This is a genomic window from Paenibacillus mobilis (assembly GCF_058267595.1).
On record NZ_JBZCMS010000002.1, the window covers coordinates 562,876 to 588,348 of the forward strand.

General features: G+C 55.3%; 21 protein-coding genes. 2 read left to right on the forward strand and 19 right to left on the reverse strand.

Features of this window, described 5'->3' with window-relative positions; all coding sequences use genetic code 11:
* Positions 1 to 12 precede the first annotated feature (12 nt).
* A complete protein-coding gene (locus AC3ZPD_RS05840; RefSeq protein WP_490983322.1) occupies positions 13 to 1,821 on the reverse strand; it encodes a DAK2 domain-containing protein in 1,809 nt (602 codons plus the stop codon).
* A 448-nt stretch (positions 1,822 to 2,269) separates the two neighbouring features.
* Between AC3ZPD_RS05840 and rpmB the strand changes: the two genes are divergently transcribed.
* On the forward strand, positions 2,270 to 2,458 hold the full coding sequence (rpmB, locus tag AC3ZPD_RS05845; protein ID WP_068696193.1) for a 50S ribosomal protein L28: 189 nt from the start codon (positions 2,270 to 2,272) through the stop codon (positions 2,456 to 2,458).
* A 117-nt stretch (positions 2,459 to 2,575) separates the two neighbouring features.
* Here the strand turns inward: rpmB and spoVM are convergent, their stop codons facing one another.
* From spoVM to AC3ZPD_RS05935, 18 genes are all read right to left on the reverse strand, one after another.
* A complete protein-coding gene (spoVM, locus tag AC3ZPD_RS05850) occupies positions 2,576 to 2,656 on the reverse strand; it encodes a stage V sporulation protein SpoVM (protein WP_055107596.1) in 81 nt (26 codons plus the stop codon).
* Between the two features lie 177 nt (positions 2,657 to 2,833).
* Positions 2,834 to 3,502: a ribulose-phosphate 3-epimerase gene (gene rpe, locus AC3ZPD_RS05855; RefSeq protein WP_490983323.1), complete on the reverse strand. Its 669-nt coding sequence runs from the start codon at positions 3,500 to 3,502 to the stop codon at positions 2,834 to 2,836.
* A gap of 4 nt (positions 3,503 to 3,506) precedes the next feature.
* The gene (rsgA, locus tag AC3ZPD_RS05860; protein ID WP_490983324.1) at positions 3,507 to 4,403 is read right to left on the reverse strand and encodes a ribosome small subunit-dependent GTPase A; all 897 of its coding nucleotides are present in this window, start codon (positions 4,401 to 4,403) and stop codon (positions 3,507 to 3,509) included.
* A 47-nt stretch (positions 4,404 to 4,450) separates the two neighbouring features.
* Positions 4,451 to 6,649 (reverse strand): Stk1 family PASTA domain-containing Ser/Thr kinase, encoded by a 2,199-nt coding sequence (pknB, locus tag AC3ZPD_RS05865; RefSeq protein ID WP_490983325.1) that lies wholly within the window; start codon positions 6,647 to 6,649, stop codon positions 4,451 to 4,453.
* The gene (locus tag AC3ZPD_RS05870; RefSeq protein WP_490983326.1) at positions 6,646 to 7,422 is read right to left on the reverse strand and encodes a Stp1/IreP family PP2C-type Ser/Thr phosphatase; all 777 of its coding nucleotides are present in this window, start codon (positions 7,420 to 7,422) and stop codon (positions 6,646 to 6,648) included. The genes pknB and AC3ZPD_RS05870 overlap by 4 nt, the downstream gene beginning before the upstream one ends.
* A 6-nt stretch (positions 7,423 to 7,428) precedes the next feature.
* Positions 7,429 to 8,475: a dual-specificity RNA methyltransferase RlmN gene (rlmN, locus tag AC3ZPD_RS05875; RefSeq protein ID WP_490983327.1), complete on the reverse strand. Its 1,047-nt coding sequence runs from the start codon at positions 8,473 to 8,475 to the stop codon at positions 7,429 to 7,431.
* 178 nt (positions 8,476 to 8,653) lie between these two features.
* Positions 8,654 to 10,123, reverse strand: coding sequence for a 16S rRNA (cytosine(967)-C(5))-methyltransferase RsmB (rsmB, locus tag AC3ZPD_RS05880; RefSeq protein WP_490983328.1), 1,470 nt, complete (start codon positions 10,121 to 10,123; stop codon positions 8,654 to 8,656).
* On the reverse strand, positions 10,120 to 11,058 hold the full coding sequence (gene fmt / locus AC3ZPD_RS05885; protein ID WP_490983329.1) for a methionyl-tRNA formyltransferase: 939 nt from the start codon (positions 11,056 to 11,058) through the stop codon (positions 10,120 to 10,122). The genes rsmB and fmt overlap by 4 nt, the downstream gene beginning before the upstream one ends.
* Before the next feature lie 10 nt (positions 11,059 to 11,068).
* The gene (gene def, locus AC3ZPD_RS05890) at positions 11,069 to 11,551 is read right to left on the reverse strand and encodes a peptide deformylase (RefSeq protein ID WP_490983330.1); all 483 of its coding nucleotides are present in this window, start codon (positions 11,549 to 11,551) and stop codon (positions 11,069 to 11,071) included.
* A gap of 84 nt (positions 11,552 to 11,635) precedes the next feature.
* Positions 11,636 to 14,242: a primosomal protein N' gene (gene priA, locus AC3ZPD_RS05895; protein ID WP_490983331.1), complete on the reverse strand. Its 2,607-nt coding sequence runs from the start codon at positions 14,240 to 14,242 to the stop codon at positions 11,636 to 11,638.
* The gene (coaBC, locus tag AC3ZPD_RS05900; protein ID WP_490983332.1) at positions 14,242 to 15,468 is read right to left on the reverse strand and encodes a bifunctional phosphopantothenoylcysteine decarboxylase/phosphopantothenate--cysteine ligase CoaBC; all 1,227 of its coding nucleotides are present in this window, start codon (positions 15,466 to 15,468) and stop codon (positions 14,242 to 14,244) included. Before coaBC ends, priA begins: the two co-directional genes overlap by 1 nt.
* Before the next feature lie 188 nt (positions 15,469 to 15,656).
* Positions 15,657 to 15,887 (reverse strand): DNA-directed RNA polymerase subunit omega, encoded by a 231-nt coding sequence (rpoZ, locus tag AC3ZPD_RS05905; RefSeq protein ID WP_094093469.1) that lies wholly within the window; start codon positions 15,885 to 15,887, stop codon positions 15,657 to 15,659.
* A 38-nt stretch (positions 15,888 to 15,925) separates the two neighbouring features.
* On the reverse strand, positions 15,926 to 16,498 hold the full coding sequence (gmk, locus tag AC3ZPD_RS05910) for a guanylate kinase (RefSeq protein ID WP_490983333.1): 573 nt from the start codon (positions 16,496 to 16,498) through the stop codon (positions 15,926 to 15,928).
* Between the two features lie 13 nt (positions 16,499 to 16,511).
* A complete protein-coding gene (remA, locus tag AC3ZPD_RS05915; protein ID WP_005548256.1) occupies positions 16,512 to 16,772 on the reverse strand; it encodes an extracellular matrix/biofilm regulator RemA in 261 nt (86 codons plus the stop codon).
* 42 nt (positions 16,773 to 16,814) lie between these two features.
* Positions 16,815 to 17,705, reverse strand: coding sequence for a YicC/YloC family endoribonuclease (locus AC3ZPD_RS05920; RefSeq protein ID WP_490983334.1), 891 nt, complete (start codon positions 17,703 to 17,705; stop codon positions 16,815 to 16,817).
* 35 nt (positions 17,706 to 17,740) lie between these two features.
* On the reverse strand, positions 17,741 to 19,630 hold the full coding sequence (locus AC3ZPD_RS05925; protein ID WP_490983335.1) for a bifunctional homocysteine S-methyltransferase/methylenetetrahydrofolate reductase: 1,890 nt from the start codon (positions 19,628 to 19,630) through the stop codon (positions 17,741 to 17,743).
* Positions 19,631 to 19,792: 162 nt separating this feature from the next.
* Complete coding sequence (dapF, locus tag AC3ZPD_RS05930) at positions 19,793 to 20,632, reverse strand: diaminopimelate epimerase (RefSeq protein WP_490983336.1); 840 nt, start codon at positions 20,630 to 20,632, stop codon at positions 19,793 to 19,795.
* 83 nt (positions 20,633 to 20,715) lie between these two features.
* Positions 20,716 to 23,523, reverse strand: a complete 2,808-nt coding sequence (locus AC3ZPD_RS05935; protein WP_490983337.1) for a calcium-translocating P-type ATPase, SERCA-type — start codon at positions 23,521 to 23,523, stop codon at positions 20,716 to 20,718.
* A 172-nt stretch (positions 23,524 to 23,695) separates the two neighbouring features.
* Between AC3ZPD_RS05935 and AC3ZPD_RS05940 the strand changes: the two genes are divergently transcribed.
* On the forward strand, positions 23,696 to 25,453 hold the full coding sequence (locus AC3ZPD_RS05940; RefSeq protein WP_490983338.1) for an Rqc2 family fibronectin-binding protein: 1,758 nt from the start codon (positions 23,696 to 23,698) through the stop codon (positions 25,451 to 25,453).
* The last annotated feature ends 20 nt before the right edge of the window (positions 25,454 to 25,473 follow it).

Genomic DNA, 25,473 nt, shown 5'->3' on the forward strand with positions numbered 1-25,473 from the left:
GCTCCCGGCCGATTAACCTTCTACCGAAAACAAGTAATAGTAGATCGGCTGGCCGCCGGCATGGACTTCAAGCTCAGCGTCCGGATAACGCTCTTTAAGCCATCCGGTCAGCAGGAGCGTATCGTCCTCTTTTGCTTCCTCGCCGGTCAAAATGGTTACGACCTCATCGCCGTTTACGAGCATTTTCGCTAAAAGCTCCTGGCAGGTCGTGATCATGTTTTCTTCCGTAGCCACAATTTTGGAATCGGCGATACCGATGTAATGCCCCGCCTTGATCTCCAGCCCGTCAAAAGCCGTATCACGAACCGCATAAGTGACCTGTCCGGTTCTGACCTCGCTGACCGCCTCCATCATGCGGCTTTCGTTGATTTGAACATCGTCTTCCTCCTGGAAAGCAAACGCCGCCGCCATTCCCTGCGGAATGCTTTTGCTCGGAATGACCGTAATGCTGCGTTCCCCTTCCAGCAGCTCCTGCGCTTGCCGGGCAGCCAAAACGATATTCGAATTGTTCGGCAGAATAAAGAGGTGCTGGGCGGTAATCGATTGTACCGCATTCACGAAATCTTCGGTGCTCGGGTTCATCGTTTGTCCGCCGGACAAGACGATATCTACGCCCAGGCTTTTAAAAATTTCCGTGATGCCGTCGCCCGAAGCCACCGCTATAAAACCGTACGGAGCCAGCTCATCCGCCGGCAAAATGGCCGGGTCTTCCTGCCTTACCGGTTCTGCCGGAATATCCGCAAACAGCTCGGGAGCCGGAGCGATATCCATGCCCGCCGTGAGCAGTTCCCGGTGCTGTTCACGCATGTTCAAAATATGAATCTGCGTAATCTCGCCGTACCGCAGCGCAAGATTCAACACTTCGCCCGGCGCTTTCGAATGGACATGCACCTTGATGATTTCGTCGTCCGCAATCACGATGATAGAATCCCCGTTAACCGCCAAAGCGCTGCGGAATGCGTCCTCCGAGAAGCCGGCAAGTCCGCCGCCCCCCAGCTTGCGGTTAATAAAAAATTCCATATCGTACAGGAATTCGATATCTTCCGTTTCAAGCTTCGCCTGCGCGGACATCGGCACTTCAGCGGCCGGCCGCTGCACAGGCGGCGCGAACTGCGCGTAATGAGCTTCCGCAGCAGCTGAAGCAGCGGATGCCGTTTGGACGGCTTGTCCTTCAGCCGGTGCCGTTCCAGACCGCTGTCCGGTCACCCCGTTCAAATAATCGGCAAAACCTTGATAGATATATACGAGCCCTTGTCCGCCCGAATCTACGACCCCGACCTGCTTAAGTACCGGCAGCTGTTCAGGCGTCTGGGCCAACGCCTCTTTCGCTTTGAGCAGCACCTCATTCATCAGCTCAGCTACGTCGGTTGTGCGGCGGGAGAGATAAACGGCCTGTTTCGCGGCCTCTCTCGCTACCGTTAAAATCGTACCCTCGACCGGTTTAACAACGGCTTTATAAGCGGTATCAACACCGCTCTGCAGCGCTGAAGCAAACTGAATCGCATTTAATTCTTCATATGTTGCTGCATAGCGGCTGAACCCGCGGAACAGCTGGGACAAAATAACCCCCGAGTTCCCGCGAGCCCCCATCAGCAGTCCCTTGGAAAGAACGGCAGCTCTGGTTCCCACCCCTCCGGTGTCTTGTTTGCGCAGCTCCGTTACTCCGTTTGTCATCGTCAAATTCATGTTGGTTCCCGTATCTCCATCAGGTACCGGAAAAACATTCAGTGAATTGACATGCTCGGCATGTCCGTGCAGCTGCTCCGCGCCGGCAAGAACCATCGCGCTGAAATCTGTTCCATTTAGAGAACGCTTACTCAATGAGAATTCCCCTTCCTAGCTTAAATACGCATTTGCGCAGTGAAATAAACGGCTTCTCCAGCCGGTTTCCTCTGCGGCTCCTATTCTTCATTTTGTCTATAAAAACCGGTCCAATACCGGAATTTCCCTGACTCCGGATTCTTCCATGCCCATAACGGATCCTATCAAAAAGGTGGGTCAGGTAAACAGCAGTCCCCGGATCAGCAAGGCCAACGGCACCATCGGGATCCGCCCGCATGCAAACATGCCTAAACAAGCCGCCAAGCCGATAAGGGATGCCCGGCTTTAAACAACATTGTACTATAAGAACAAAGAGAAATAAATAAAAGATGACATCGGCCGGGAAATAATGTTTCCGGAGCGGTTGACGTAGCTTTTTTTGCTGTGATATTATATTTAGAGTGTTGTGTTTTCAAGATGATCGTCTTGGAATAAGGAGGTGTAATCAATGTCCCGCAAATGTTATGTAACTGGCAAGAAACCAAGCACCGGTAACCATGTTTCCCACGCAAACAACCGTAACCGCCGTTCTTGGGGCGTAAACGTGCAAAAGGTACGGATCTTGGTAGACGGTAAACCAAAACGCGTTTATGTCAGCACCCGCGCGCTGAAATCCGGCAAGGTAACACGCGTTTAATCACATACGCATATAAACAAAAAGCACCTTTGATTATAGAGGTGCTTTTTTCATGTCCTGGTGCGGAAGGCGCAGGGGGTCCGGTTCCCTACGCTCGGTTCCGGCAGCCGGTTTTGTTTAATTCTTTTGAAATGTATTCAAAACGGCCTTCACAAATCCTCCCAAAAACTTCGGCAGCTTAAACGTGTAAAATTTCATCCTTCACCCTCCCCATCATTCTCACCATTACCATATGCGAATCTGAGTGCCCGAGTCCCGCTTTCGCGCACAAAAAAAATGGCTACATGAGAAAACGCCTGCTCATGTAACCATTCTTATGCGAACCAAACTCCGCCTATGCCATTCGTTCTTGGTCCTGCTTGTCCTTTTCGGAAATCAGCCTTTTGAAACGGCCAGACTGGAGCGGATCTCGCGAATCGCTTCAGCCCTGTCGCTGCGCCCGAATACGGCGCTGCCCGCTACCAGGACATCAGCGCCCGCTTCAACCACTATCGGAGCCGTTTCGGCAGTAATGCCGCCGTCTACTTCAATATGGAGTTCCGCAATTCCCCGCTCCTGCTGCAGTTTTCTGATTTCGGCAATCTTGCGAACCGTAGTCGGAATAAACGCCTGTCCGCCAAATCCCGGATTGACGGTCATCACCAGCACCAGATCCACGTCCTCCAGCACCTGCTCGATGGCGGATACCGGCGTTCCCGGATTGATCGCCACCCCGGCTTTAACTCCGTGCTCTTTAATCAAATGCAATACCCGGTGCAGATGCACGCAGGCTTCCGCATGTACGGTAATCATATAAGCGCCGGCTTTGGCGAACGCCGGGACGTAATTTTCCGGGTTCTCGATCATCAAATGGACATCCAGCGGTTTCTTGGCAATCGGCGCAATCGCGTCCATTACGATCGGTCCAAAGGTTAGGTTCGGCACAAAATGTCCGTCCATGACGTCCACGTGAATCCAATCCGCTCCTGCGGCTTCGACTTCTGTAATCTCTGCGCCCAGCTTGTCAAAGCGGGCGGATAAAATAGAGGGTGCAATATATACCATAATGTTAGTACCTCCGTTTCTTGTCTTTCATTTCCTGATAGAAATCCTTGTAATGGTCGTACCGGCTTGCGGCGATATCGCCGGATTCCACCGCTTCCCTGACACGGCAGCCGGGCTCATGCAGGTGGCTGCAGCCCCGGAATTTGCATTCCTCCGCATAAGGGGCAAATTCAATAAAACAGGGCGACAGCTCGTCCACGCCGAGTTCCAGGAAATCCAGCTGGCTGAAGCCCGGTGTATCCGCGACATAAGCGCCGTTTTCGAGCTCAATCAGCTCAACGTGCCGGGTCGTATGGCGGCCGCGGCCCAGGCGCATGCTGATTTCGCCGGTCTCCAGTATAAGACCCGGAAGCATCGCATTCAGCAACGAAGATTTACCGACGCCGGATTGGCCTGCAAAAACGCTGATATGCCCGGCCAGCTTTTCTTTCACAAGCTCCATGCCTTCACCTTTAAGCGAGCTGGTCACAAGCACCTCGTAACCTACCCGCTCGTAGAGTTCTACGGTTCGGGAGACCTTTTCGTCCTCCTGCTCGTCCATCAGATCGCCTTTGGTCAGGCAGATCAGCACTTGGAGCCCCGCATGCTCAATATGTACCAGAAATTTATCGAGCAGCTGCAAATTGAGATCCGGCTCTTTTACGGAAAAAAGAAGCACGGCCAAGCTGGCATTTGCAACAGGAGGACGGATCAGCTCCGTCTTCCGCGGCAAAATTTCATCGACCGTGCCCTCTCCGTTTTCCGTCGGCGCAAAAACGACGCGATCGCCCACAAGCGGAGTGAGACCCTTTTTCTTAAAAATTCCCCGTCCCCGGCACTGCAGCGTTGCATCGGCGTCCGCCAGGTCCGGTTTTACATAATAATATCCGCTTAACGCTTTAACGATTAAACCTTCAGGCATGAGGTTCCTCGCTTTCATCTGTCTAGGTTTGCTGTAAGAGTAGGATTTTAATGGCCTTTTTTGCCTTTAGCTTTCCCGTGATCATGTTGGCCTTCGCCGTTTCCCTGATTCAGGCTCAGCGAGGCCAGATCGTTGCCGGATTGGTTTCCATTTCCGTACATACCCGTTACATCATTCCCTGAACCGTCACCGTCTGATTCACTCGGCGGAACGGAATTCCCCGGATCGCTTGACGCGGGCGGAACCGTCACCGGCAGCTCGGGAGTCGGCACGGTCCCCTGTTTGGCGTCTATATAGGATACACGGTAAGTGTCGAACAACTGGCCGTCCCGGTAAACGCTGACGGAAGCGTCCTTGTTCGGAGCCAGAACCAAATCGACGGACAACGTCTGCATCGTGTTGATGGTTTTCGTGCCCCAATCCTGGTTATCACCGCGCGCGTCGCTAAAGACGATGCGGATTTTGCTGTTTTTGTCCTCTTGCGCCGGGGCGACCGGAACGCCATAAGAATAGTTGATTGCATCCTCCGGATAACCGGTACTGAATGTCAGGGTGACTTCGGCTCCAGGCTCCACGGAATCTCCGGACTTGTAAGGCCATTGCTCAATTACCAAACCTTTCTCCACCGTAAAACTTGACTCTTCTTTGGTGACCAGGGTCAGCCCAAGATCATCCAGCTTGCTTTTGGCAGACTTTTGGTCCAGGCCGGTCAGATCCGGCATCGTGACCGATTCCTTGCCTTTGCTGATCGTCAAATGAACCGAAGCCATCTCCGGATTAATATCGCTGTTTGGAGCGGGATCCTGGCTGATGACCTTGCCGGCTTCAACGGTGTCGCTGTACTCCTCGCTGCTGGAAATAGCCTGGTCGTTTACACCAAGCCCGACCAGCTTTTGCTTGGCCTCATCCAGCGTCATTCCGCTCAGATCAAGCATTTTCTCCAGCGGCTTTTCAATGCTGACCGTCAGGTCGATCAAAGCGCCTTCCTTCACATCAGTGCCTTCCGGTTTGCTCTGCTCATAAACGACGTCAGGCTCATAGTCTTTGTTATAAGCCTGCTTGACGTTGCCGACCGCAAGTCCCATCTCGGTCAGCTTGGTTTGCGCTTGATCCTGCGTCAGGCCAATCAGATTCGGCACCTTGACATCCGGCACCTCCAGCTGGCTTTTAAAGTACCAGGCCATCCCTCCAAGGATGAGAATAATAACAAGAACAATGCCTGCCCAAACGAGCGGTTTCTTGGAGGATTTTTTGCGGCCCGGCTCCTTTGCTTTTGCTGGTTCTTCAGTTGCCGAAGGACCTTCATATTCATACTCCCGAGTTCTTCTAGGCTTTACGGCCGCGATTTGCTCGGGTTTGATGGCCGGAATGATTCGCGTACTATCCTCGTCCTCCGGGTCAAATTCCAGCTTCGGCTCCGTTCTGCGTTCCGGAAGCAGACATGTCTCGAGATCCAGCAGCATTTCCTTGGCGGACGTATAACGTTCGTCGGGATTTTTCCGCATCGATTTGCAAATGATGTTTTCGACGCTTTGCGGGATCATAGGGTTGACGCGGCGCGGCTCCTCAAAATCCTCCTGAAGATGCTTCAGCGCTACGCTGATCGGACTTTCTCCATGAAAGGGAAGTTTGCCCGTAAGCATCTGGTAGAGCACGATTCCGAGGGAATACAAATCCGACTTCTCCCCCGCCGCCACCCCTTTGGCATGCTCCGGCGAAAAATAATGCACGGAGCCCACAACCGAGCCGGTCTGGGTAATGGTCGCTGAAGTCACCGCCCGGGCAATGCCGAAATCGGTCACCTTCACCCGGCCGTTGCGGCCTATCAAAATATTATGGGGTTTGATGTCCCGGTGAATAATCTGATTCTGATGGGCGTGATCAAGCGCATCGCAGATTTGGGCGGCAATGCGCACCGCCTCGTCCACCTGCAGCGGAGCACGCTCCTTAATGATTTCATTCAAATTCTGGCCTTCGACATATTCCATGACGATGTAATAGACATCATCCTCTTCCCCTACATCATAAATGCTGACCACATTCGGGTGGGAAAGCGATGCCGCCGACTGCGCTTCCCGGCGGAAGCGGCGGATAAACTCCTCGTCATTGACGAACTGCTGCCGCAGCACCTTGATCGCGACGTGACGGTTTAACAGAAGGTCCTGGGCCTTGTAAACAAGCGCCATCCCTCCGCCGCCAATACGCTCAAGAATTTGATAACGGCCGCCGATTTCGTGACCGATCATAAGCTCAACTCCTTTGTGCCTGACCCAGGTGCTTCGGGCTGAAGTTCCAGCAGTACGACAGTGATATTGTCTTCTCCGCCCGCATCAAGGGCAAGCGAGACAAGACGTTCGGCGCGCTCCTTTAAGGTTGCCCCTTCAAGGCCAAGCGTCCGGTTAATGTCCTGAGCAGATACATAGCTGCTGAGGCCATCACTGCAAACCAGCAGGATTTCTTCCTCCTCCAGTGTTACAGGGTACAAATCCACTTCTACTTCGGCATCGGTACCCAATGCTCGCATAATTACATTTCTGCGGGGATGGACGCTGGCTTCCTCTTCGCTGATCTGCTTGCTTTTGACCAGTTCATTTACCAGCGTATGGTCCTCCGTCAGTTGAACGCTTGTCCCGTTCTTAAACTTGTAGGCCCGGCTGTCGCCAATATGCCCGATAACGCCGCCGGCAGGCCCTAGCAGCACGGCAACGACCGTCGTCCCCATGCTGTGCAGCTCTTCATGCTCGGAAGCCGTCTCATAAATCACTTTGTTAGCATGCAAAATAGCTTCCTTAAGAGCGACGCCGCAGGAATCGGGAGTCAGGTGCGGTGAAACTTCGTACAAGTCCGACGAAATCGTCTCGACGGCCAGACGGCTGGCCGTGTCCCCGGCCTGATGGCCGCCCATGCCGTCTGCCACAATCCCGAGCGTATATCCCTGTTCCAGCTTCACCACGGAAAACGAATCTTCATTCACGGAACGGATATGTCCGATATTGGTTACACTTACGCTATTGATCAAAAAATCTCACCTCGCATTAGACTCCATATGCTTAGCCCGCAGCTGTCCGCAGGCTGCCGCAATATCATGGCCCTGCTCCCTGCGGATCGTCACGTTAATGCCCTGGTCCGCGAGGGTACGCTGGAATTTAAAGATGTCGTTCCGCGAAGTGCGCACATATTTGCGCTCCGGAACGTGGTTGACCGGAATCAGATTGACATGGCAGAGCATGTCCTTTAGCACCGACGCGAGCTCCTCCGCATGCTCGGGCTGGTCATTAACTCCGCCGATCAAAGCATATTCAAAGGAAATCCGGCGTCCTGTCTTCGCCTGGTAATAACGGAGGGCTTCCATGACGTCGTCGAAAGGATATCTGCGGTTGACCGGCATCAGCTTGGAGCGCAGGGCATCGTTTGGCGCATGGATGGAAATCGCCAGGTTGATCTGGGTCCCCTCATCCGCAAACTTGTAGATGCTCGGCACAATGCCGCTGGTGGATACGGTGATATGGCGCTGCCCGATGTTCAGCCCTTTTTCATGGATCATGAGGCGCAAAAATTTCATCGTGTTGTCGTAATTCTCAAACGGTTCGCCCGTACCCATGATGACGATGCTGCTGACGCGCTCGCCGCGTTCGTCAAGAATCTGCTGGGCTTTCACGACCTGGGCCACGATTTCGCCGGCAGTCAAATCGCGTTTGAGCCCGCCGAGCGTCGATGCGCAAAACGTACAGCCGATCCGGCAGCCGACCTGGGTCGTTACGCAGATGCTGTTGCCGTAGTTATGTTTCATGATAACCGTTTCGATCGCATGATCGTCATGCAGACCAAAAAGGAACTTCACCGTGCCGTCTTTGGACTCGAATTTGGTGATTTCGTTCAGCGTGACGAACTGGAACTCATCGTTCAGCTTTTGACGCAAAGCTTTGGACAGGTTCGTCATTTCATCAAAAGCATTCACCCGTTTGACGTAAATCCATTCGAAAATCTGGCCGCCGCGGAACGCCGGCTCGCCTTGTTCCACTGCCCATGCCTGCAGTTCTTCCAAAGTAAAATCATATATAAAAGGTTTCATTGTCACACACCTGTTCTAATTTAATGTATGTTGCCTTCTGGGATGCCATGCTCACTCATTCTTCCCATTTTAGCATAAAACCCGGATAGTCTAAAGAGGAAATAACCCGCCAGCACGGAGCGGCGGGTTAAGAAGCAGATTTTGGAGCCAAAAGCAAAGGCGGCTAAATCCTTTCGCCTCAGGCTTGTTTAACCAGCCTGGCGATATAAAAGCCGTCCGAACCCGCGTCCTGCGGCAGCACCTGCAGGCCGACAGGCTCCCTGTCCTTGGCTGCGGACAGGCGCCGGAACAGCGCGGGCGTTTCATCCGCCGCGAATTCGGGATGGCGGGCGAGGAACGCCTCGACCGCCCCGGCATTTTCGGCCTGCCCGATCGTACACGTGCTGTAAACCAGCACGCCGCCCGGCTTCAGCAGGCCGCAGACCGCATCGAGCAGCCGCTGCTGCAGCTGCGCAATTTCGACCAAATCCTGCGGGGATTTGGTCCACTTCAAATCCGGCTTCCGCCGGATCACGCCAAGCCCCGAACACGGGGCGTCGAGCAGGATCCGGTCAAAGGAAGCCGGCTCGTACGGACCGGCGAGCTCCAGCGCGTCGCCGGTCCGGGTTTGCACGTTGGACAGGCCAAGCCGCTGGGCCTGCTCCTCGATGAGTTTCGCCTTATGCGCATGCACGTCATTGGCGATGACGGTTCCGCTGCCTTCCATCCGCTCCGCGATGTGGCAGGATTTCCCGCCGGGAGCCGCGCAGCAGTCGAGCACCTTCATGCCGGGCCGGGCATCCACCGCCTCGGCCACCAGCATGGAGCTTTCGTCCTGGACCGAAAGCCGGCCGTCCCGGTACCAGGCGGACAACGCCATGTTGCCGCCGCCCCGTACAATAATGCCGTCCTCCGACAATGTGGACGGAAAGGCATCCAGTCCCTGAGCGGCCATCTCTTTAAGCAGGCCGTCCCGGTCCGCTTTCGTCCGGTTGACCCGGACGCTGACGGACGGCGGTTCGTTATCGGCCCGGCAGATCGCTTCGGCCGTCTCTGCGCCGTACTGACTGATCCAGCCCTCGACCATCCACTTCGGATGGGATTCCGCAAGGGCGATCCGCTGCACATCAGGCAAGCCGTCCGGCAGCTTCAGCGTTTCTTTCTGGCGCAGCACGTTCCGCAGCACGCCGTTCACCATGCCGGAAATTCCTTGGTGGCCGCGTTTCTTGGCGATGTTCACAGCCTCGTTGACGGCCGCATGGGGAGGAATCCGGTCCAGATAATATAGCTGGTAGAAGCTGAGCCGTAGCAGATTGCGGACCCACGGCTGCAGTTTGTCCAATCCTTTGGAGACGAATTTGGCCAGAAAATAATCAATCGTGGATCTTCTGGAAATCGTTCCATAAACCAGTTCGGTGGCGAGGCCGACATCCGGGCCGGATAACCCGGCGTTTTGGATAGCCCCGTTCAGCAGCAAATTGCTGTATGCCCCTTCCGTCTCCACTTCGGTCAGCACATAAAGCGCTGTTTCACGTGCGGTAGACATGCCGCGGGCACCTGCAGCCGAGCTTTTCCCCTTGGAGCGGGGCCCCCGTCCACCGGCTTTGCCGGAAGCTTGTCCTCCAGCCTTAAATGCGGAATTTCTGCCTTCGTTTCTTCCGGCGCTCATGACAAAACCTCGCCGGGCTTCATTTGGCCGCCGCGCAGAAATTCAGCAGCGGGCATCGCTTTTTTGCCTGCAGGCTGAACCCGCGTAAGCAGCACCGTACCCGTTCCGGCCTGTACCTCGATGCCTCTGTCGGACAAAGCCAGCACCGTGCCGGGAGCCTGGCCCGAACCTCCGCCGCTTTCCTTGGCTACCGAAAGTTCCCAAACCTTAAAAACATCCCCGTTCCACTGCGTAAACCCGCCGGAAAAAGGCAGCAGCCCCCGCACCCGGTTCCGGATGCTTTCGGCATCCGCGCTCCAGTCGATCCTCTCATCCTCGCGCGTCAGATTCGGCGCATAGGTCGATTCGGCATCGTTTTGCGGGATGCGGTCGGCACGGCCTTCTATAATCAGCGGAAGCTGCTCTTTAAGAAGCTCGGCCCCCGCCGTGCTGAGTTTTTCAAAAATTGTGCCCGAGGTGTCCTCAACTTCGATCGGAACCACGACCTTGGCGATCATATCGCCGGTATCCAGTCCCTCAGCCATGTACATCAGCGTAACCCCGGTTTCCTTCTCGCCGTTGATAATGGAGCGCTGAATCGGCGCGCCGCCGCGGTATTTCGGAAGCAGCGAGCCGTGCACGTTAAGGCAGCCGTACTTCGGCATGTCCAGCACGGACTTCGGCAAAATCTGGCCGTACGCGGCCGTCACGATCAGGTCCGGCTTCAGAGCAGCCACTTCGGCAACCGCTTCCGGAGCGCGCAGGCGGATGGGCTGAAGCACGGGGAGACCGTGTTTCAGCGCCGCTTCCTTGACCGGCGTCGGCGTCAGCACCTTTTTCCGGCCCTGCGGGCGGTCCGGCTGCGTCACGACTCCCACAATGGTGTAGCCTTCGGCAAGGAGCATCTCCAGAGAAGGAACCGCAAACTGCGGCGTTCCCATAAATACGATGTTCATGCCATCCGCCTCACTCTCGTTCCTCTTCTTCTCGAGGAGATTCGTATACCCGTTCTGCGATATCGGTATAAAGGACGCCGTCCAGATGGTCGATTTCATGCTGAAACGCACGGGCCAGCAGATCGGAACCGGTATAAGTCACCTCTTTGCCGTTGCGGTCCAGCCCTTTGACGGTGACGGTCTGGGCACGTTTAACATCGCCGCGATAACCAGGGATGCTCAGGCAGCCTTCAGGACCAAACTGTTCGCCCTCTTTGGACACGATTTCGGGGTTAATCAGCTCGATCAGCCCGTTTTCGTCGCCGACGTCCACCACGATCATCCGTTTCAAAATGCCGACCTGCGGAGCGGCCAGTCCTACGCCTTCGGCGTGGTACATCGTATCCGCCATATCCGTGAGCAGCTTTTGTACATTAGGGGTAATTTTTGTAACTTCCTTTGCCCTCTTGTGGAGCACGTCGTCCGGTTCAAGCACAATAATTCTTAATGCCATATAAATTCCCTTCCTTCATTCACTGAGTCGTCTGTGTATTAGTATATGATAAGACCAAATTGGGAGGTTCCATACCCGGAGGCCTTACATCAACATTTGCGGGTCCACGTCGATGCTGATCTGGAACAGCGAATCCTTGAGTCCGTCCAGCATGCCGACGGCGGTTTGCCGCACAAGCTCCACCGCGTCGATGTCCCCCCGATATTTTACCATACATTGAAAACGATAGCGTTTCTTTAACCTCGGCATCGGCGAGGCAATCGGCCCGAGAATGTCCAGCGCTTCCGCGGACAAACGGTCCAGGCTGCCGAAGACCCCTTTTTTCACGGCATTGCCCCGCAGCTCCGCGGCAAAATTTTCAGCCATGCGGACCAGCACGGGCATATGCTCATGGGACAGCGTGATCAGGATCAGCCGGCAATAGGGCGGATAACCGAGCCCGCGCCGGTGCTGCAGCTCCTCCCGGACAAACGATAAATAATCATGCCTGCTGGCATGGACAATTGAATAATGCTCGGGCATATAGGATTGGATATAAACCTCGCCCGGAAGCTGGTGCCGTCCCGCCCGTCCTGCGACCTGCGTCAGCAGCTGGAACGTTTTTTCAGCGGCCCGGAAGTCGGGGAGATTCAAAGCCGAATCCGCCGCAATCGCTCCCACGAGGGTGACGTTCGGAAAGTCCAGGCCTTTCGCGACCATCTGCGTGCCGAGCAGAACGTCGCCTTTTTGTTCGCGGAACGCCTGCAGCAGACGTTCGTGCGAGCCTTTTTCCGTTGTGGTGTCAACGTCCATCCGGATAACCCGGATCCCCGGGAAGAGCTTGGCCAGCTCCCCTTCAACACGCTGAGTCCCCGTTCCGAAATAACGGATGTGCTCGCTCCCGCATTCCGGACAGACGGAAGGTGCCGGCTCCGCATGGCCGCAGTAATGGCAGCGGAGATTGTTGGACTTTTCATGGAAGGTCAGCGAAATGTCGCAGTCCGGGCAATTGGCCACATAACCGCAGCTGCGGCACATGACAAAGGTCGAGAACCCCCGGCGGTTAAGGAATAATACCGATTGCTCCTTCCTTTCGAGCCTGTCGGCAATCGCCTGATGCAGCGGACGGCTGAACATGGAACGATTGCCTTCCTTCAGTTCCTCCCGCATATCCACGATATGCACCTTGGGCAGGCTGCTGCCTAAAGGGCGGTTCCGCATTTCCAGCAGCATCGGCGCAAACTCGTCATCGGACTGGGACCGGGCTGCATGGTAGCTCTCCAGGGAAGGCGTTGCCGAGCCCAAAATCACAACGGCGCCGTGCTGCCGCGCTCTTCGGACGGCGACATCCCGCGCATGATATTTGGGCGTATCCTCCTGCTTGTAGGAGGTTTCATGCTCTTCGTCCATCACGATCAGGCCCAGCCGTTCAAAAGGAGCAAAAACGGCCGAACGCGCGCCGATCGCCACCTGTACCTTGCCTTCGCGGATTTTGCGCCATTCATCATAACGTTCCCCGCCCGATAACCGGCTGTGCAAAATCGCCACCTTGTTGCCGAACCGTCCCTTAAACCGCTCGACCATCTGTGGGGTAAGGGAAATTTCCGGCACAAGCACAATCGCCTGCCGGTCCTGGGCGATACACCGTTCAATCGTCTGCAGGTAAACCTCGGTTTTTCCGCTGCCCGTTACGCCGTGCAGCAGGAAAGTATCATGAACACGGGCCTGAAGGGCTCCGTTGATTTTGCTAAATACGTAGCTTTGCTCCTCGGTCAGCTCCAGCGGAGCCGTAGGCTTAAAACGGCGGTCGGCGTAGGGGTCGCGGTAAACCTCGACGTCTTCAATGACCGCATACCCTTTTTCCGCCAGCTTCTTGACGGTACTTGCCGTGACCCCGAGGGTCGACAGCAGCTCCTGCTGGGAAATCGGAATGCCGACCTCCAGCAGAAACTCCAGCACTTCTTTCTGGCGGCGGGCCTGAGCCGTAAAAGAAACCAGCGCCGCTGCCGCCTCTTCGCCGGATATAGCTGCGGCTACCGTTTTGACGGTTTTTCTGCGCATCTGGTCTTTAATTTGCTGGGATTCGGTGAGCATTCCCTGGTGGAGCAGGTTTTTGACCGTTTCCCCCTCTTCGGGATACCGCTTGCCCAGGGTCGACAATGGCACCTGTCCCGCATTTCTGACAAACTCCCAAATGGCGCGCGCCTGCGGAGGCAAAGCTGCCGTTACGGCAAATAACGCCCCCTGCTCGCCTGAGCCCTCCGGCTGAAGAACCTCCGATCCCGCAGATCCCGAAGGCCGGTCCACTTCGGCCGGCTCCTCCCCGGCACCGCTAAATTCCATCTCCGGATCGGATACGCTGACATAACGCTCCGCCTTGCCTTTTAATGCCGAAGGAATCATAACCTGCAGCGCCGAAATGGCCGTACAGGCATATTTGCGGCTCATCCAGCCCGCCAGCTCCACCAAATCCGGCGACAGCGGAGGCAGATGGTCCAGCAGCTCCTGAATCGGCTTGATCCGCGCCGGGTCCATGTCCGACTGCTGCTCCAGGCCCACTACAAAACCTTGTAGGGTTCTTCGGCCAAACGGCACGCCAACCCGGCTCCCGATCTCAATCCAACCGGCCATTTCCGGAGGAATGCGGTAGTCGAAGGGCCGGTCGGTGTCCCTACTCGGCACGTCAACAATTACTTTGGCGATCTTATACATTAGCCCTGCGCTCCCGGCAATCGCCCTGCCGCCAATTCAAGAATCCGGCGGGCGGTCTGCAGCTTGGACAGCAGCGGCAGATGCTCCACCAGCCCGTCCGCATCATAAATATGAACGATATTCGTATCGGTGCCGAAACCCGCCCCCTCCGAGGTGACGTCGTTGGCCACGATCAGGTCGCAATTTTTCCGGCGCAGCTTGTCCAAGGCGTACTGTTCAACATCATGGGTTTCGGCCGCAAAGCCGATCAGCAGCTGCTTCGTTTTGTTCTGTCCGAGCTGCTCCAAGATATCGATGTTTTTGACCAGCTCAAGGGTCAGCGTGTCCCCGCTTTTTTTGATCTTGCGGTCCGCCTGAACCGCCGGGCGGTAATCGGCGACGGCCGCCGCTTTAATGATGATGTCGCTAGCGTCAAAATGCCGCATGACGGCTTCGTACATATTTTGGGCGGACTGGACGCGCTCCAGCTCGATCCCTTTTACGGCCGGAGGCTGGGTTTGCGTGTTTCCTGCAATCAGCACCACTTCGGCGCCAAGCTCACGGGCGGCTTCCGCAAGAGCGAAGCCCATTTTCCCCGAAGAATCGTTGGTGATATAACGGACCGGGTCGATGCGCTCGACGGTTCCTCCCGCGGTAACAACTACCTTTTTCCCCGCTAAAGGCCCTGCGGTTTGGGCTTCTTCCTGATCAAAGAAACGCTGCACAACCGCCACGATCTCCTCGGGTTCTTCCAGCCGGCCTTTCCCGACATATCCGCACGCCAGCAGCCCGCTGCCGGGCTCCACAAACATAACCCCGCGCTGCACAAGCTCGTTCATGTTGCGAACGACTGCGGGATGCTGGTACATATGCACATTCATTGCAGGCGCGACCATAATCGGCGCTTCGGTAGCAAGCAGCGTAGTGGACAGCATGTCATCCGCCAGCCCCGCCGCCATTTTCCCGATCACATTGGCCGTTGCAGGCGCGACAAGCACCAAATCCGCCCAATCGGCGAGATCGATGTGCGCAATGACCGAAGGGTCTTTTTCATCAAAGGTATCGGTATAGACCGGGGCTTTGGACAAAGCCAGAAAGGTAAGCTCCCCGATAAATTTCTTGGCCGACTCGGTCATGATCACCCGCACCTCGGCCCCTTGCTTGACAAGTTTGCTGCACAGGGACGCGGCTTTAAACGCCGCAATGCCTCCTGTAACGCCGAGGACGATTTTTTTGCCGTTCAACATCTTTTTTCCCCCGCTTTCAAACTGGATATCCGGAATTCCCAGGCAAAAACCCCTACAGACAGGAAGAAACGCCGCACCCGGCCTAACCGGAGTTACCGCGTTCCTTCTTTGAGGGTGTATGGCTTATGCTCGCTTCCCTTTTAAAAAAATAACAACCTTTCGGTTGTCATTATCAGCAAAGCTGCAGGCTATTCCTGTTCGTTTCCGTCTTCGGAAAACTCGTTTCCGTCGCGTTTGATTTTCACAAAATCACCGTAGATTTCTTCAAGGGCAACGCCGACCTGCTTGTGGGATTTAGGTCCCTTAAGCTCGGACTTTTCGCCTTCTCTGAGCTGTCTGGCTCTGCGCGAAGCCGCAACGACCAGCGAATATTTGCTGTCAACTTTCTCGAGCATTTTATCAATAGATGGATACAGCACTCTCTACACCTCTTCTTCGGGCAGCGCCTTCCGCCCTTTTATTTATGCACTTTACAATGTTCGGCGACAATGATGCTTTCTATTCGCTTGCACGCCAGATCAATTTGATCGTTGACCACAGCATAATCATAATACTCAAGCAAACCGATTTCATCAACCGCCACCGACAGCCGGTGATCGATCGTCGCCTGATTTTCCGTGCCGCGGCCCACGATCCGGTCCTTCAATTCCTCCATGGAAGGAGGCAGCAGGAATACGAATACGCCTTCCGGAAATTTCTCCTTGACCTTGAGCGCGCCCTGCACTTCAATTTCAAGAATGATGTCTTTGCCGCTGTTGATTGTCTGCTCCACGAAATCCCGCGGAGTGCCATAATAGTTATCGACATAACAGGCATACTCCAGCAGCTGGTCACCTGCGATCATTTTCTGGAATTGCTCATGCGTTTTAAAAAAATAATTCACGCCATGCTCCTCGCCCACCCGCGGCTGGCGTGTCGTTGCCGAAACGGAGTATACGAGCTCGGGCATGCGCTGGCGCAGCTCTTTGCACACCGTGCCTTTTCCTACACCGGACGGACCGGATAATACAATTAATAACCCTTTAGACATTGTTCTCTCCATTTTACTCGTCATTGTCGTCGTCTTTGGTAGACAGACGATGCGCCACGGTTTCCGGCTGGACCGCCGACAAAATCACGTGATCGCTGTCCGTAATAATTACCGCCCGCGTTCTGCGGCCGTATGTAGCATCAATCAGCATATGCCGGTCTCTGGCTTCCTGAATGATCCGTTTAATCGGCGCTGATTCGGGACTTACGATGGAAATGATACGATTGGCTGACACGATATTGCCGAAGCCAATATTAATAAGTTTGATTGCCATGTACAGGTTGTTCCCCCTAATTTAGTGCCGCGTGCCTGAAAGCTACTCCAGATTTGCCGCCTGTTCGCGGATCTTCTCAAGCTCGGCTTTCATCTCGACGACAAGGTTAACGATTGCTAGATGATTGGCTTTAGAACCAATCGTATTCACTTCCCGGTTCATTTCCTGGATCAGGAAATCAAGCTTTCTTCCGGCAGGCTCGCTCCCGGACAGCAGCCCCCTGCATTGGGTCAAATGGCTGCTCAGCCTTGTCAACTCTTCATCTACGTTGGATTTGTCGGCAAAAACCGCTACTTCCATGCCGAACCTTTGATCATCAAAGGGACCGTCCAGAAGTTCAGTAAGCCGGCTTCTCAGCCTGCTCCGATATTCTTCCACCACGTTTGGGGCCAATTTGACCAATTCAGCATGAAACGTTTCGAGCCGACCGAAGCGCTGCGACAAATCTTCCGCAAGATGGCTTCCTTCCTTGGAGCGCATGGCCGAAAGGCCGTCAAGCGCTTGTCCCAGCGCCTGACGAAGAACGGCTTCCCATTCCTCTTGACTGCCGGCCCCATGATCCTCCGCCTGTTCGGCGGGAACCATAACGCCTGGCATCGTCAAAAGCTGGGCAGCCGTCGGCATGCCCTCTAATCCGAAGGCTTCCATTAATTCTTTCGCGGATTGCACATAATCCCGGGCCGCAGAAAGATTGAGCTTCTGGGATGCAGAGCTCTCATCTTCCCTTTCCTTGCTAATAAAAACATCAATCCGTCCCCGTTTGATCCGGCCCTGCACCAACCGACGCAATCCGTCTTCATGACACGTCCACTCTCTCGGCATGCGGAATACGATCTCGCAATACCGGTGGTTAACAGATTTGACTTCGCATTGAATGACATAGCCGCCAACATGCAGAACGGATTGACCGAATCCGGTCATACTCAATGACATCGGCATCACATCCGTTACACTATTGTAATTGAAAATCAGGAGTGAAACAAGTGGGCCGCGCCCTCTTTCGACTTCTCCTGCACATATTTTGCCAAAGCCACACTCATTTCGTAAAACAAAAACGGGGTCATCAGATAAATTCCGTTAAAATGCTCCATGGCCGCGTCAATCAGCTCCTTAGCGATCTCGACGCCTTCCAGCCGGCCCTGCTCTCCGGCCAGTCCGTTCATCCGCATCCGGATGGACTCCGGAAGTTCGATGCCCGGCACCTCGTTGTGCAGGTATTCCGCGTTTTTCCCGCTGGCCAGCGGCATGATCCCGATAAAAATAGGAATATCAAGGTGAGCCGTCGCTTCCTTGATTCTGGCGATCAGCTCCGGATCATAGACCGGCTGGGTCATGACATAATCCGCTCCCGAGGCGATCTTCTTCTCCAGACGCTGAACCGCCTTGTCCAAATGTTTGACGTTCGGGTTAAAAGCCGCTCCCACAACAAATTTGGCTTTATGCTTCAGGGGTTTGCCCGAAAAGGCGATGCCCTCGTTGAGCTGCTTGATCATTTTAATGATCTGGAACGAGGTCAAATCATAAACCGAACTCGCGTCCGGCAGATCGCCGAACCGCGAAGGATCGCCCGTCACGGCGAGCACATGGTTAATGCCCAGGGCGTCAAAGCCCATCATGTGCGACTGGGTGCCGATCAGATTGCGGTCACGGCAGGCGATGTGCGCCAGCGTTCGCAGCCCGATGCGCTCCTGCACCAGATGGCCGAGCGCCATGTTGCTCATCCGCGCCACGGCGAGGGAGTTGTCCGCCATGGTGACGGCATCCACGCCGGCCTCCTTCAAGGCGGCGGCTCCCTCCATAAATTTGGTGATGTCCAGATCGCGGGGCGGATCCAGTTCCACGATCAGCGTATGACGCTGTCTGACCAGATCCACGAGCGTCGGAGCACCGGCACCGCCCGCACGGCCGGCCTCTTCTTCTTTGCCGTTGAGCTGACGGATCGCGGACACGGATTCACGCGACAGCTTAGGCGCCGCCGCAAGCGGACGCGGCTTATAATCGGCCAGGGCTTTCGCCATTTCGGCGACATGCTCCGGCGTTGTTCCGCAGCAACCGCCGATCAGCCTGACGCCGGCATCGGCAAAATCTCTGGCCCGTTCGCCAAAATAAGCGGGCGTCGCACGGTATACATATTTTCCATCCACAAAGCTCGCCAAACCCGCATTCGGGAAGACCGACAAAGGAATTTCCAGCGGCACGGGGAGCTGCTGAATCACGCTCATGATGCCTTGAGGGCCGGAATGACAGTTGAACCCGACCACATCCACGCCTTCCTGCTTCAAAATGCTGAAGGCATCGGCGATCGAGTAACCGTCCAGCGTACGGCCGACCTGATCTACGGCGAACTGGGCAATGATCGGAACGCCGCTGCGTTCACGCACGCTTTTGACGGCAATCTCCATTTCTTCCAGATCAAAAAAGGTTTCCAGCAAAATCCCGTCCACGCCTTCCTCCAGCAGCGCGTCAATCTGCTGTCCGAAATACACGCCGAGCTCGCGAGCCGAAACGTTGATCCGGCGTCCGCTGCGTATAGAGCCTACAGCCCCGACTACATAAGCGGAGGTGCCTGCAGCGGCCTCCCTGGCAATGCGGACCCCGGCGCGGTTGATTTCGGCCGTTTTGGCTTCAAGTCCGAACTTGGACAATTTATAGGCATTTGCGGAGAACGTGTTCGTTTCAATGACGTTGGCCCCTGCTTGAATATATTGGGCATGGACTTCCCGGATCGCTTCCGGGGAAACCAGGTTCAATTCATCGTAGGATATGCCGACGGGATGACCCAATTGGGATAAATATGTGCCCATGGCCCCATCGCCTATTAAGATTTTGCTCTCGAGCGCCTTGCGCAGATCCGTCATAAACTCCCCTCTTTCTTCCGGGCTAAAATTTCATTTAATGTAACATAAATTCGATCGAAAAATAAGACTTATCTTAAGAAGAGCCGGAGTTTGAATACAAAAAAACGTCCGGCCATCAGGCTGCCCTGACTGCCGGACCTTAAAGATGAACATTTTCAACCTTTATTCTGGATTCAGCACGCCTCTATAAACCGTCTCCGCAGGTCCCGTCATATATACGTGATTGTCGTCGGCGTTCCATTCAATAAACAGGTCGCCCCCGGCAAGCCCTACCCAGGCCGTCCGTTCCGTCAATCCGTTCAGCACGGATGAAACCAGCGTCGCGCAGGCTCCGGTTCCGCAGGCTAACGTCGGTCCCGCCCCGCGTTCCCAAACGCGCATTTCAATACGCTCCGGGCCGGTGACGGTCGCAAATTCTACATTGGTTTTTCGCGGAAACAGCGGATGCGTCTCCAACTTAGGCCCCCAAGTGCGGAGATCATAGGAAGGGGCATCCTCCACATAAATGACCGCATGGGGATTTCCCATCGAAACGCCGGTAAACCGGAACGTTTCCCCGTCCGCTTCTATCGGCTGGTCTATGACAGCATCGCCGTCCAGCGTTGTCGGAATCAAACGGCCTTCAAGAGTCGGAGCCCCCATATCCACTCTTACCGTTTGGACTTTGCCGTTCTCTACGGTCAGCGTGACCGGCTGTATGCCGGCCCCGAGCGTTTCGATCGTGATTTCCCTGCTGTCCGTGTGGCCGCCATCATAAACGTATTTCGCCGCGCAGCGGATGGCGTTCCCGCACTGCTCCGCTTCGCTGCCGTCCGAGTTGATGATGACCATCCGGAAATCCGCCCGGGCGGACGGAAGAATAAACACCAAGCCGTCGGCTCCTACGCCAAAATGTCTGTCGCAATATCGAACGGCAAGCTCGGCGACGCGGTCCGGAAGCTGCTCCAAACCGTAAAAAACAAGAAAATCGTTGCCGAGGCCGTGCATTTTCGTAAATTCCATCCGCTTACACTCCTCAAAGCATGTACTGTTACCCTCATTGTAACGAATAGTGTATGCTTTGCAAACCCGGATGGCTATTCACTTTATGCACGAATATTTGTACTATTCACCGCTCTTGGCCGGCCTCCGGACCCCGCGGAACGCCGCCGGTTGCCCGACCAGACGCTTCCGGCGCCCATCAGGAAGGTCGGAATGCCCGCGGCCACAAGGGAAATCGCCCATTCGCGGAAGCCAAGCGGCACCGTTTTAAAGATCGGCTGCAAAGGTTCGATATACATAACCGCAAGCGTCATGACCACCGAGGACAATACGGCCAGCACCAGGAATTTGTTCTGCAGCGCGTTCCGGTGAAAAATGGAACGGGAGCTGCGGCAGTCGAACACGTGGATCAGCTGCGCCATAACCAGGGTAACGAAAGCGACCGACTGGGCTTTCATCAGCTGCCCCTGATCGTCCGGCGAAATATTCAGCGTGAGCCAGAAGGCGCCCAGCGTACAAACGCCGATCAGCAGCCCGCGGCTGAGAATTTTCCAGCCGAGCCTGCGCGCGAAGATGTTTTCCTTCGCACCACGCGGCTTGTGCTCCATCAGATCCTTTTCCGGCTGGTCGACGCCCAGCGCCATGGCCGGAAGTCCGTCCGTCACCAGATTGACCCATAAAATCTGGATCGGCAGCAGCGGCAGCGGCAGGCCCGCCAGCATGGCGAAAAACATCGTTAAAATTTCGCCGACGTTGGAAGCGAGCAAATACCGGATAAATTTGCGGATATTTTCATAGATATTGCGGCCCTCTTCAATAGCGGACACGATGGTCGAGAAGTTGTCGTCGCTCAGAATCAGCGAGGACGCTTCTTTGGAAACATCCGTACCGGTAATGCCCATGGCGATACCGATGTCGGCCGCTTTGATCGCCGGCGCGTCGTTCACGCCGTCTCCGGTCATGGCGACGACATGCCCCCTGCGCTGCAGCGATTTGACGATCCGCAGCTTATGCTCGGGCGAAACTCTGGAGTATACGTAAATTTCATCGCTTACCTTGTCCAGTTCCTCGTCGCTTAAGACACCCAGCTGCTGGCCGCTCATCACTCGGCCGCCGCGGGGAATGATGCCCAGCTCATGGGCGATCGCTTCGGCCGTAAGACCATGGTCGCCGGTAATCATGACCGTTTTGATGCCGGCGCGGCGGCAGGTGGCGATGGCATCGCGCGCTTCGCGGCGCGGCGGATCGATCATGCCGGTCAGCCCGACAAAAATCAGCTGCGATTCCGCGGATTCTTCGTCTTTTACGCTGTCATGCGGCCGCAGATCGCGGTAGGCGACCCCCAAAACCCGCAGCGCGCCGCGCGCCATTTGTTCGTTGGCCGCCGCTACCTTCTGACGGAGCGTACCGGTCAGCGGCATCACCTTGCCGTCCCACAAAATGTAGGAGCAGCGGTCCAGCAGCATATCCGGCGCGCCTTTGACAAACAAAAGCCGTCCTCCCTGGTGGGAGACGAGAACGGACATGCGTTTGCGTTTGGCGTCAAACGGAAATTCTTTTTCCTTCGTATACAGGGCGGACAGCACGGCGGGAGAATGATCCATTTTGGAAGCCAGCGCTACAAGCGCGCCTTCCGTAGGATCGCCTTTCAGAATCCATCTGGATTCTTTTTCTTCGCCGCCGGAACGCTTGCGGCCCGCATTTGAGTTCTCCTCTTCCTCGGTTTCCAGAATCTCCGCATTGCTGCACAAGGCGCTGATCTGCAGCAGCCGGCGCAGCCCCTGCTCCTTGCGCAGGTCGACCGGACGTCCGCCGTCCCAAATGTCGCCGCGGGGTTCGTAGCCTTCCCCCGTCACTTTAAATTCCCGGCCTTCGGCCCAAACCTTCGTGACCGTCATTTTATTCTGGGTGAGCGTTCCCGTCTTGTCCGAGCAAATGACCGACGCGCAGCCCAAGGTTTCGACGGACGGCAGCTTGCGCACGATCGCCCTGCGTTTGATCATCCGCTGAACGCCAAGCGCCAGCGCAATGGTGACGATAGCCGGAAGCCCTTCCGGAATAGCAGCCACCGCAAGGCTGACCCCGGCAAAAAACATATTGCCCGGAGGCTGTCCATGCAAAATGCCGGCCAAAACGACGACCACCGTCAAAGCCAGCGCTACGACGATCAGAATTTTCCCAAGCTGCTCGAGTCTCCGCTGAAGCGGGGTCTCCTGGCTTTCCGTATTTTGAATCAGATCGGCGATTTTGCCCATTTCCGTATTCATGCCGGTGCGGATAACAATGCCTTTGCCGCTGCCCCGGGTGACCATGGTACCCATAAAACCGATGTTTTTCTGGTCGCCGAGCGGCACTTCCTCCTCCGGAATGGCCTGCGAAAATTTGCCCACCGGATGGGATTCGCCCGTCAAAGCGGATTCCTCCACGTCGCAGCCGGTCGTATCCAGCCAGCGGATATCGGCGGGGATCCGGTCGCCGCTCTCCAGCAGAACTATATCGCCCGGAACGATTTCCCTGGCGGGAATGACGATTTCCTTGCCGCCGCGCAGCACGCTTGCGCTTGGAGCCGACAGCTGCTTGAGCGCCCGCAGCGACCGCTCCGCCCGGAACTCCTGAATAAACCCAAGGAACCCGTTCAGCACAATGATCGCAACAATGGTTATGGCGTCCAGATATTCGCCGAGCAGTCCCGAAATGAGAGTGGCTCCCATCAGCACCAGCATCATAAAGTCTTTAAATTGATTTAAAAACAGCAGCAGCGGCGATACCTTTTTGGCTTCCTGCAGCTCGTTCCAGCCTGCCGTCTCCCGCCACTTGTCCGCCTCATCGGCGGACAGCCCCTGATCCCGCTTCACCTGAAACCATTCCAGCAGTTCTTTTGGTTCTAGGCGGTGCCAACTTTTTTGTTCCATGCTCCTTCTTCCCTCCCGTTATTTCTGCGTTCCTGACCGCGTGAAGGCTTTTCCACCTAGGGTAAATGTATTCAGGCCAGTCCCGAAATATCACAGCCACTTAAGTTTTTGCTCCAAGTATGGCATCATAGGGAAGGAAGACAATACATGGACATTAGGAGAATTTTTAACTATGGCACTCGACGGCATCGTAACCCGCGCTATCGTGCATGAGCTTCAGGCTTGCATCGGCGCCCGTATTAATAAAATTCATCAACCCTCGGACAACGACATTGTGATGCATTTAAGAACCCGCGGCGGCAACCAGAGGCTGATGCTTTCCGCCAATCCGACCTACCCGCGCGTGCATTTTACCGAGTCGACCTTTCTGAATCCGCAGGAAGCCCCAATGTTCTGCATGCTGCTCCGCAAACACTGCGAGAGCGGGATCATCGAACGGGTCACCCAGGTAGGCATGGAACGGATTATTCACATTGATCTTAAGCAGAGAGACGAGCTTGGGGACACATCCCAGAAAAAAATCGTAATCGAGCTGATGGGCAGGCACAGCAATATCATTTTGCTTGACCCGGCGACAGGCACGCAGCTGGACGGCATACACCATGTTACCCCGTCCATCAGCAGCTACAGGGTCGTCATGCCCGGCTTCTCCTACACCGAACCGCCCCAGCAGAACAAGCTGGATCCGCTTGAAGCAGGGGAAGCCGAGTTTCTGGAGCGCCTCCGTCAGGCGGCCGAACCGGCCGAACCCCATTGGCTGGTCGAAACGTACAGCGGTTTAAGCCCGCTGCTTGCCGGGGAGCTGCTCAACCGGGCGGCACTGGAGCGACAGTCCGCGGCAGCAGACGGTTCTTCTTTCGAAGAAAGCCTGTGGAAGGCTTTTTCAGAAATGATGGCCCAGGTGCGCAGCGGCGCTTTCCAGCCGACTTCCGGGGAAAACGCCAAAGGCAAAAGCATTTTTTCGGCCGTGGATCTTACGATCATCAAACCGGAAACGAAACGCAGCTATGAGACGATCAGCATCTGCATGGAGGATTATTACGGCGACAAAGCCGAACGGGATACGGTGAAGCAAAAAGTCAGCGACCTGCTGCGCTTCCTGCAGAACGAGCGGAGCAAAAACATCAAAAAGCTGTCCAACCTGCAGAAAGATCTGGAGGAAGCCGATGATGCGGAGAAATACAAAATCTGGGGCGAACTGCTGCTGCCTTCCCTTCATTTGATTACCAAGGGGCAAAACGAGGTAGAGCTGATCAATTATTACGATGAAGATCAGGGAATGATCACCATTCCTTTGGATCCCCTTCTGACCCCTTCGGAAAATGCGCAGCGTTATTTTAAAAAGTACAACAAGTTCAAGAACAGCCTGGCGGTAATCCATGAACAGCTGAAAATCACCCATGAGGAAATCGCCTATATGGATGAGCTCCTGCAGCAGCTGTCCTTTGCCAGCATGAACGACATCGAGGAAATTCGCGAGGAGCTGACTTCGCAAGGCTATTTGCGCGACAGAGGCCGGAAAAACGGGAAAAAGAAGAAAAAAGACAACCGGCCCACCCTCCACGTTTATACTTCTTCGGAAGGCATCGAGCTGGTCGTCGGCAAAAATAATCTGCAAAATGAATACATCACCAACCGTCTTGGCACGCCGAATGACACCTGGCTCCATACCAAGGACATCCCGGGGTCACATGTGCTGATCCGCGCGCATTCTTTCTCGGACGCTACGCTGGAAGAAGCCGCGCAGCTTGCCGCTTATTTCAGCCAGGCGAAGGAATCCAGCAGCGTTCCCGTGGATTGCACGCTGATCCGCCACGTGCGCAAGCCTAACGGCGCCAAACCAGGGTTCGTAATTTACGACCACCAGCGCACGTTATTCGTTACGCCGGATGCGCAGCTTGTAAAAGCGCTGCCGAGCACCATTAAATAAGAAGAGGCAGGCATCAAGAA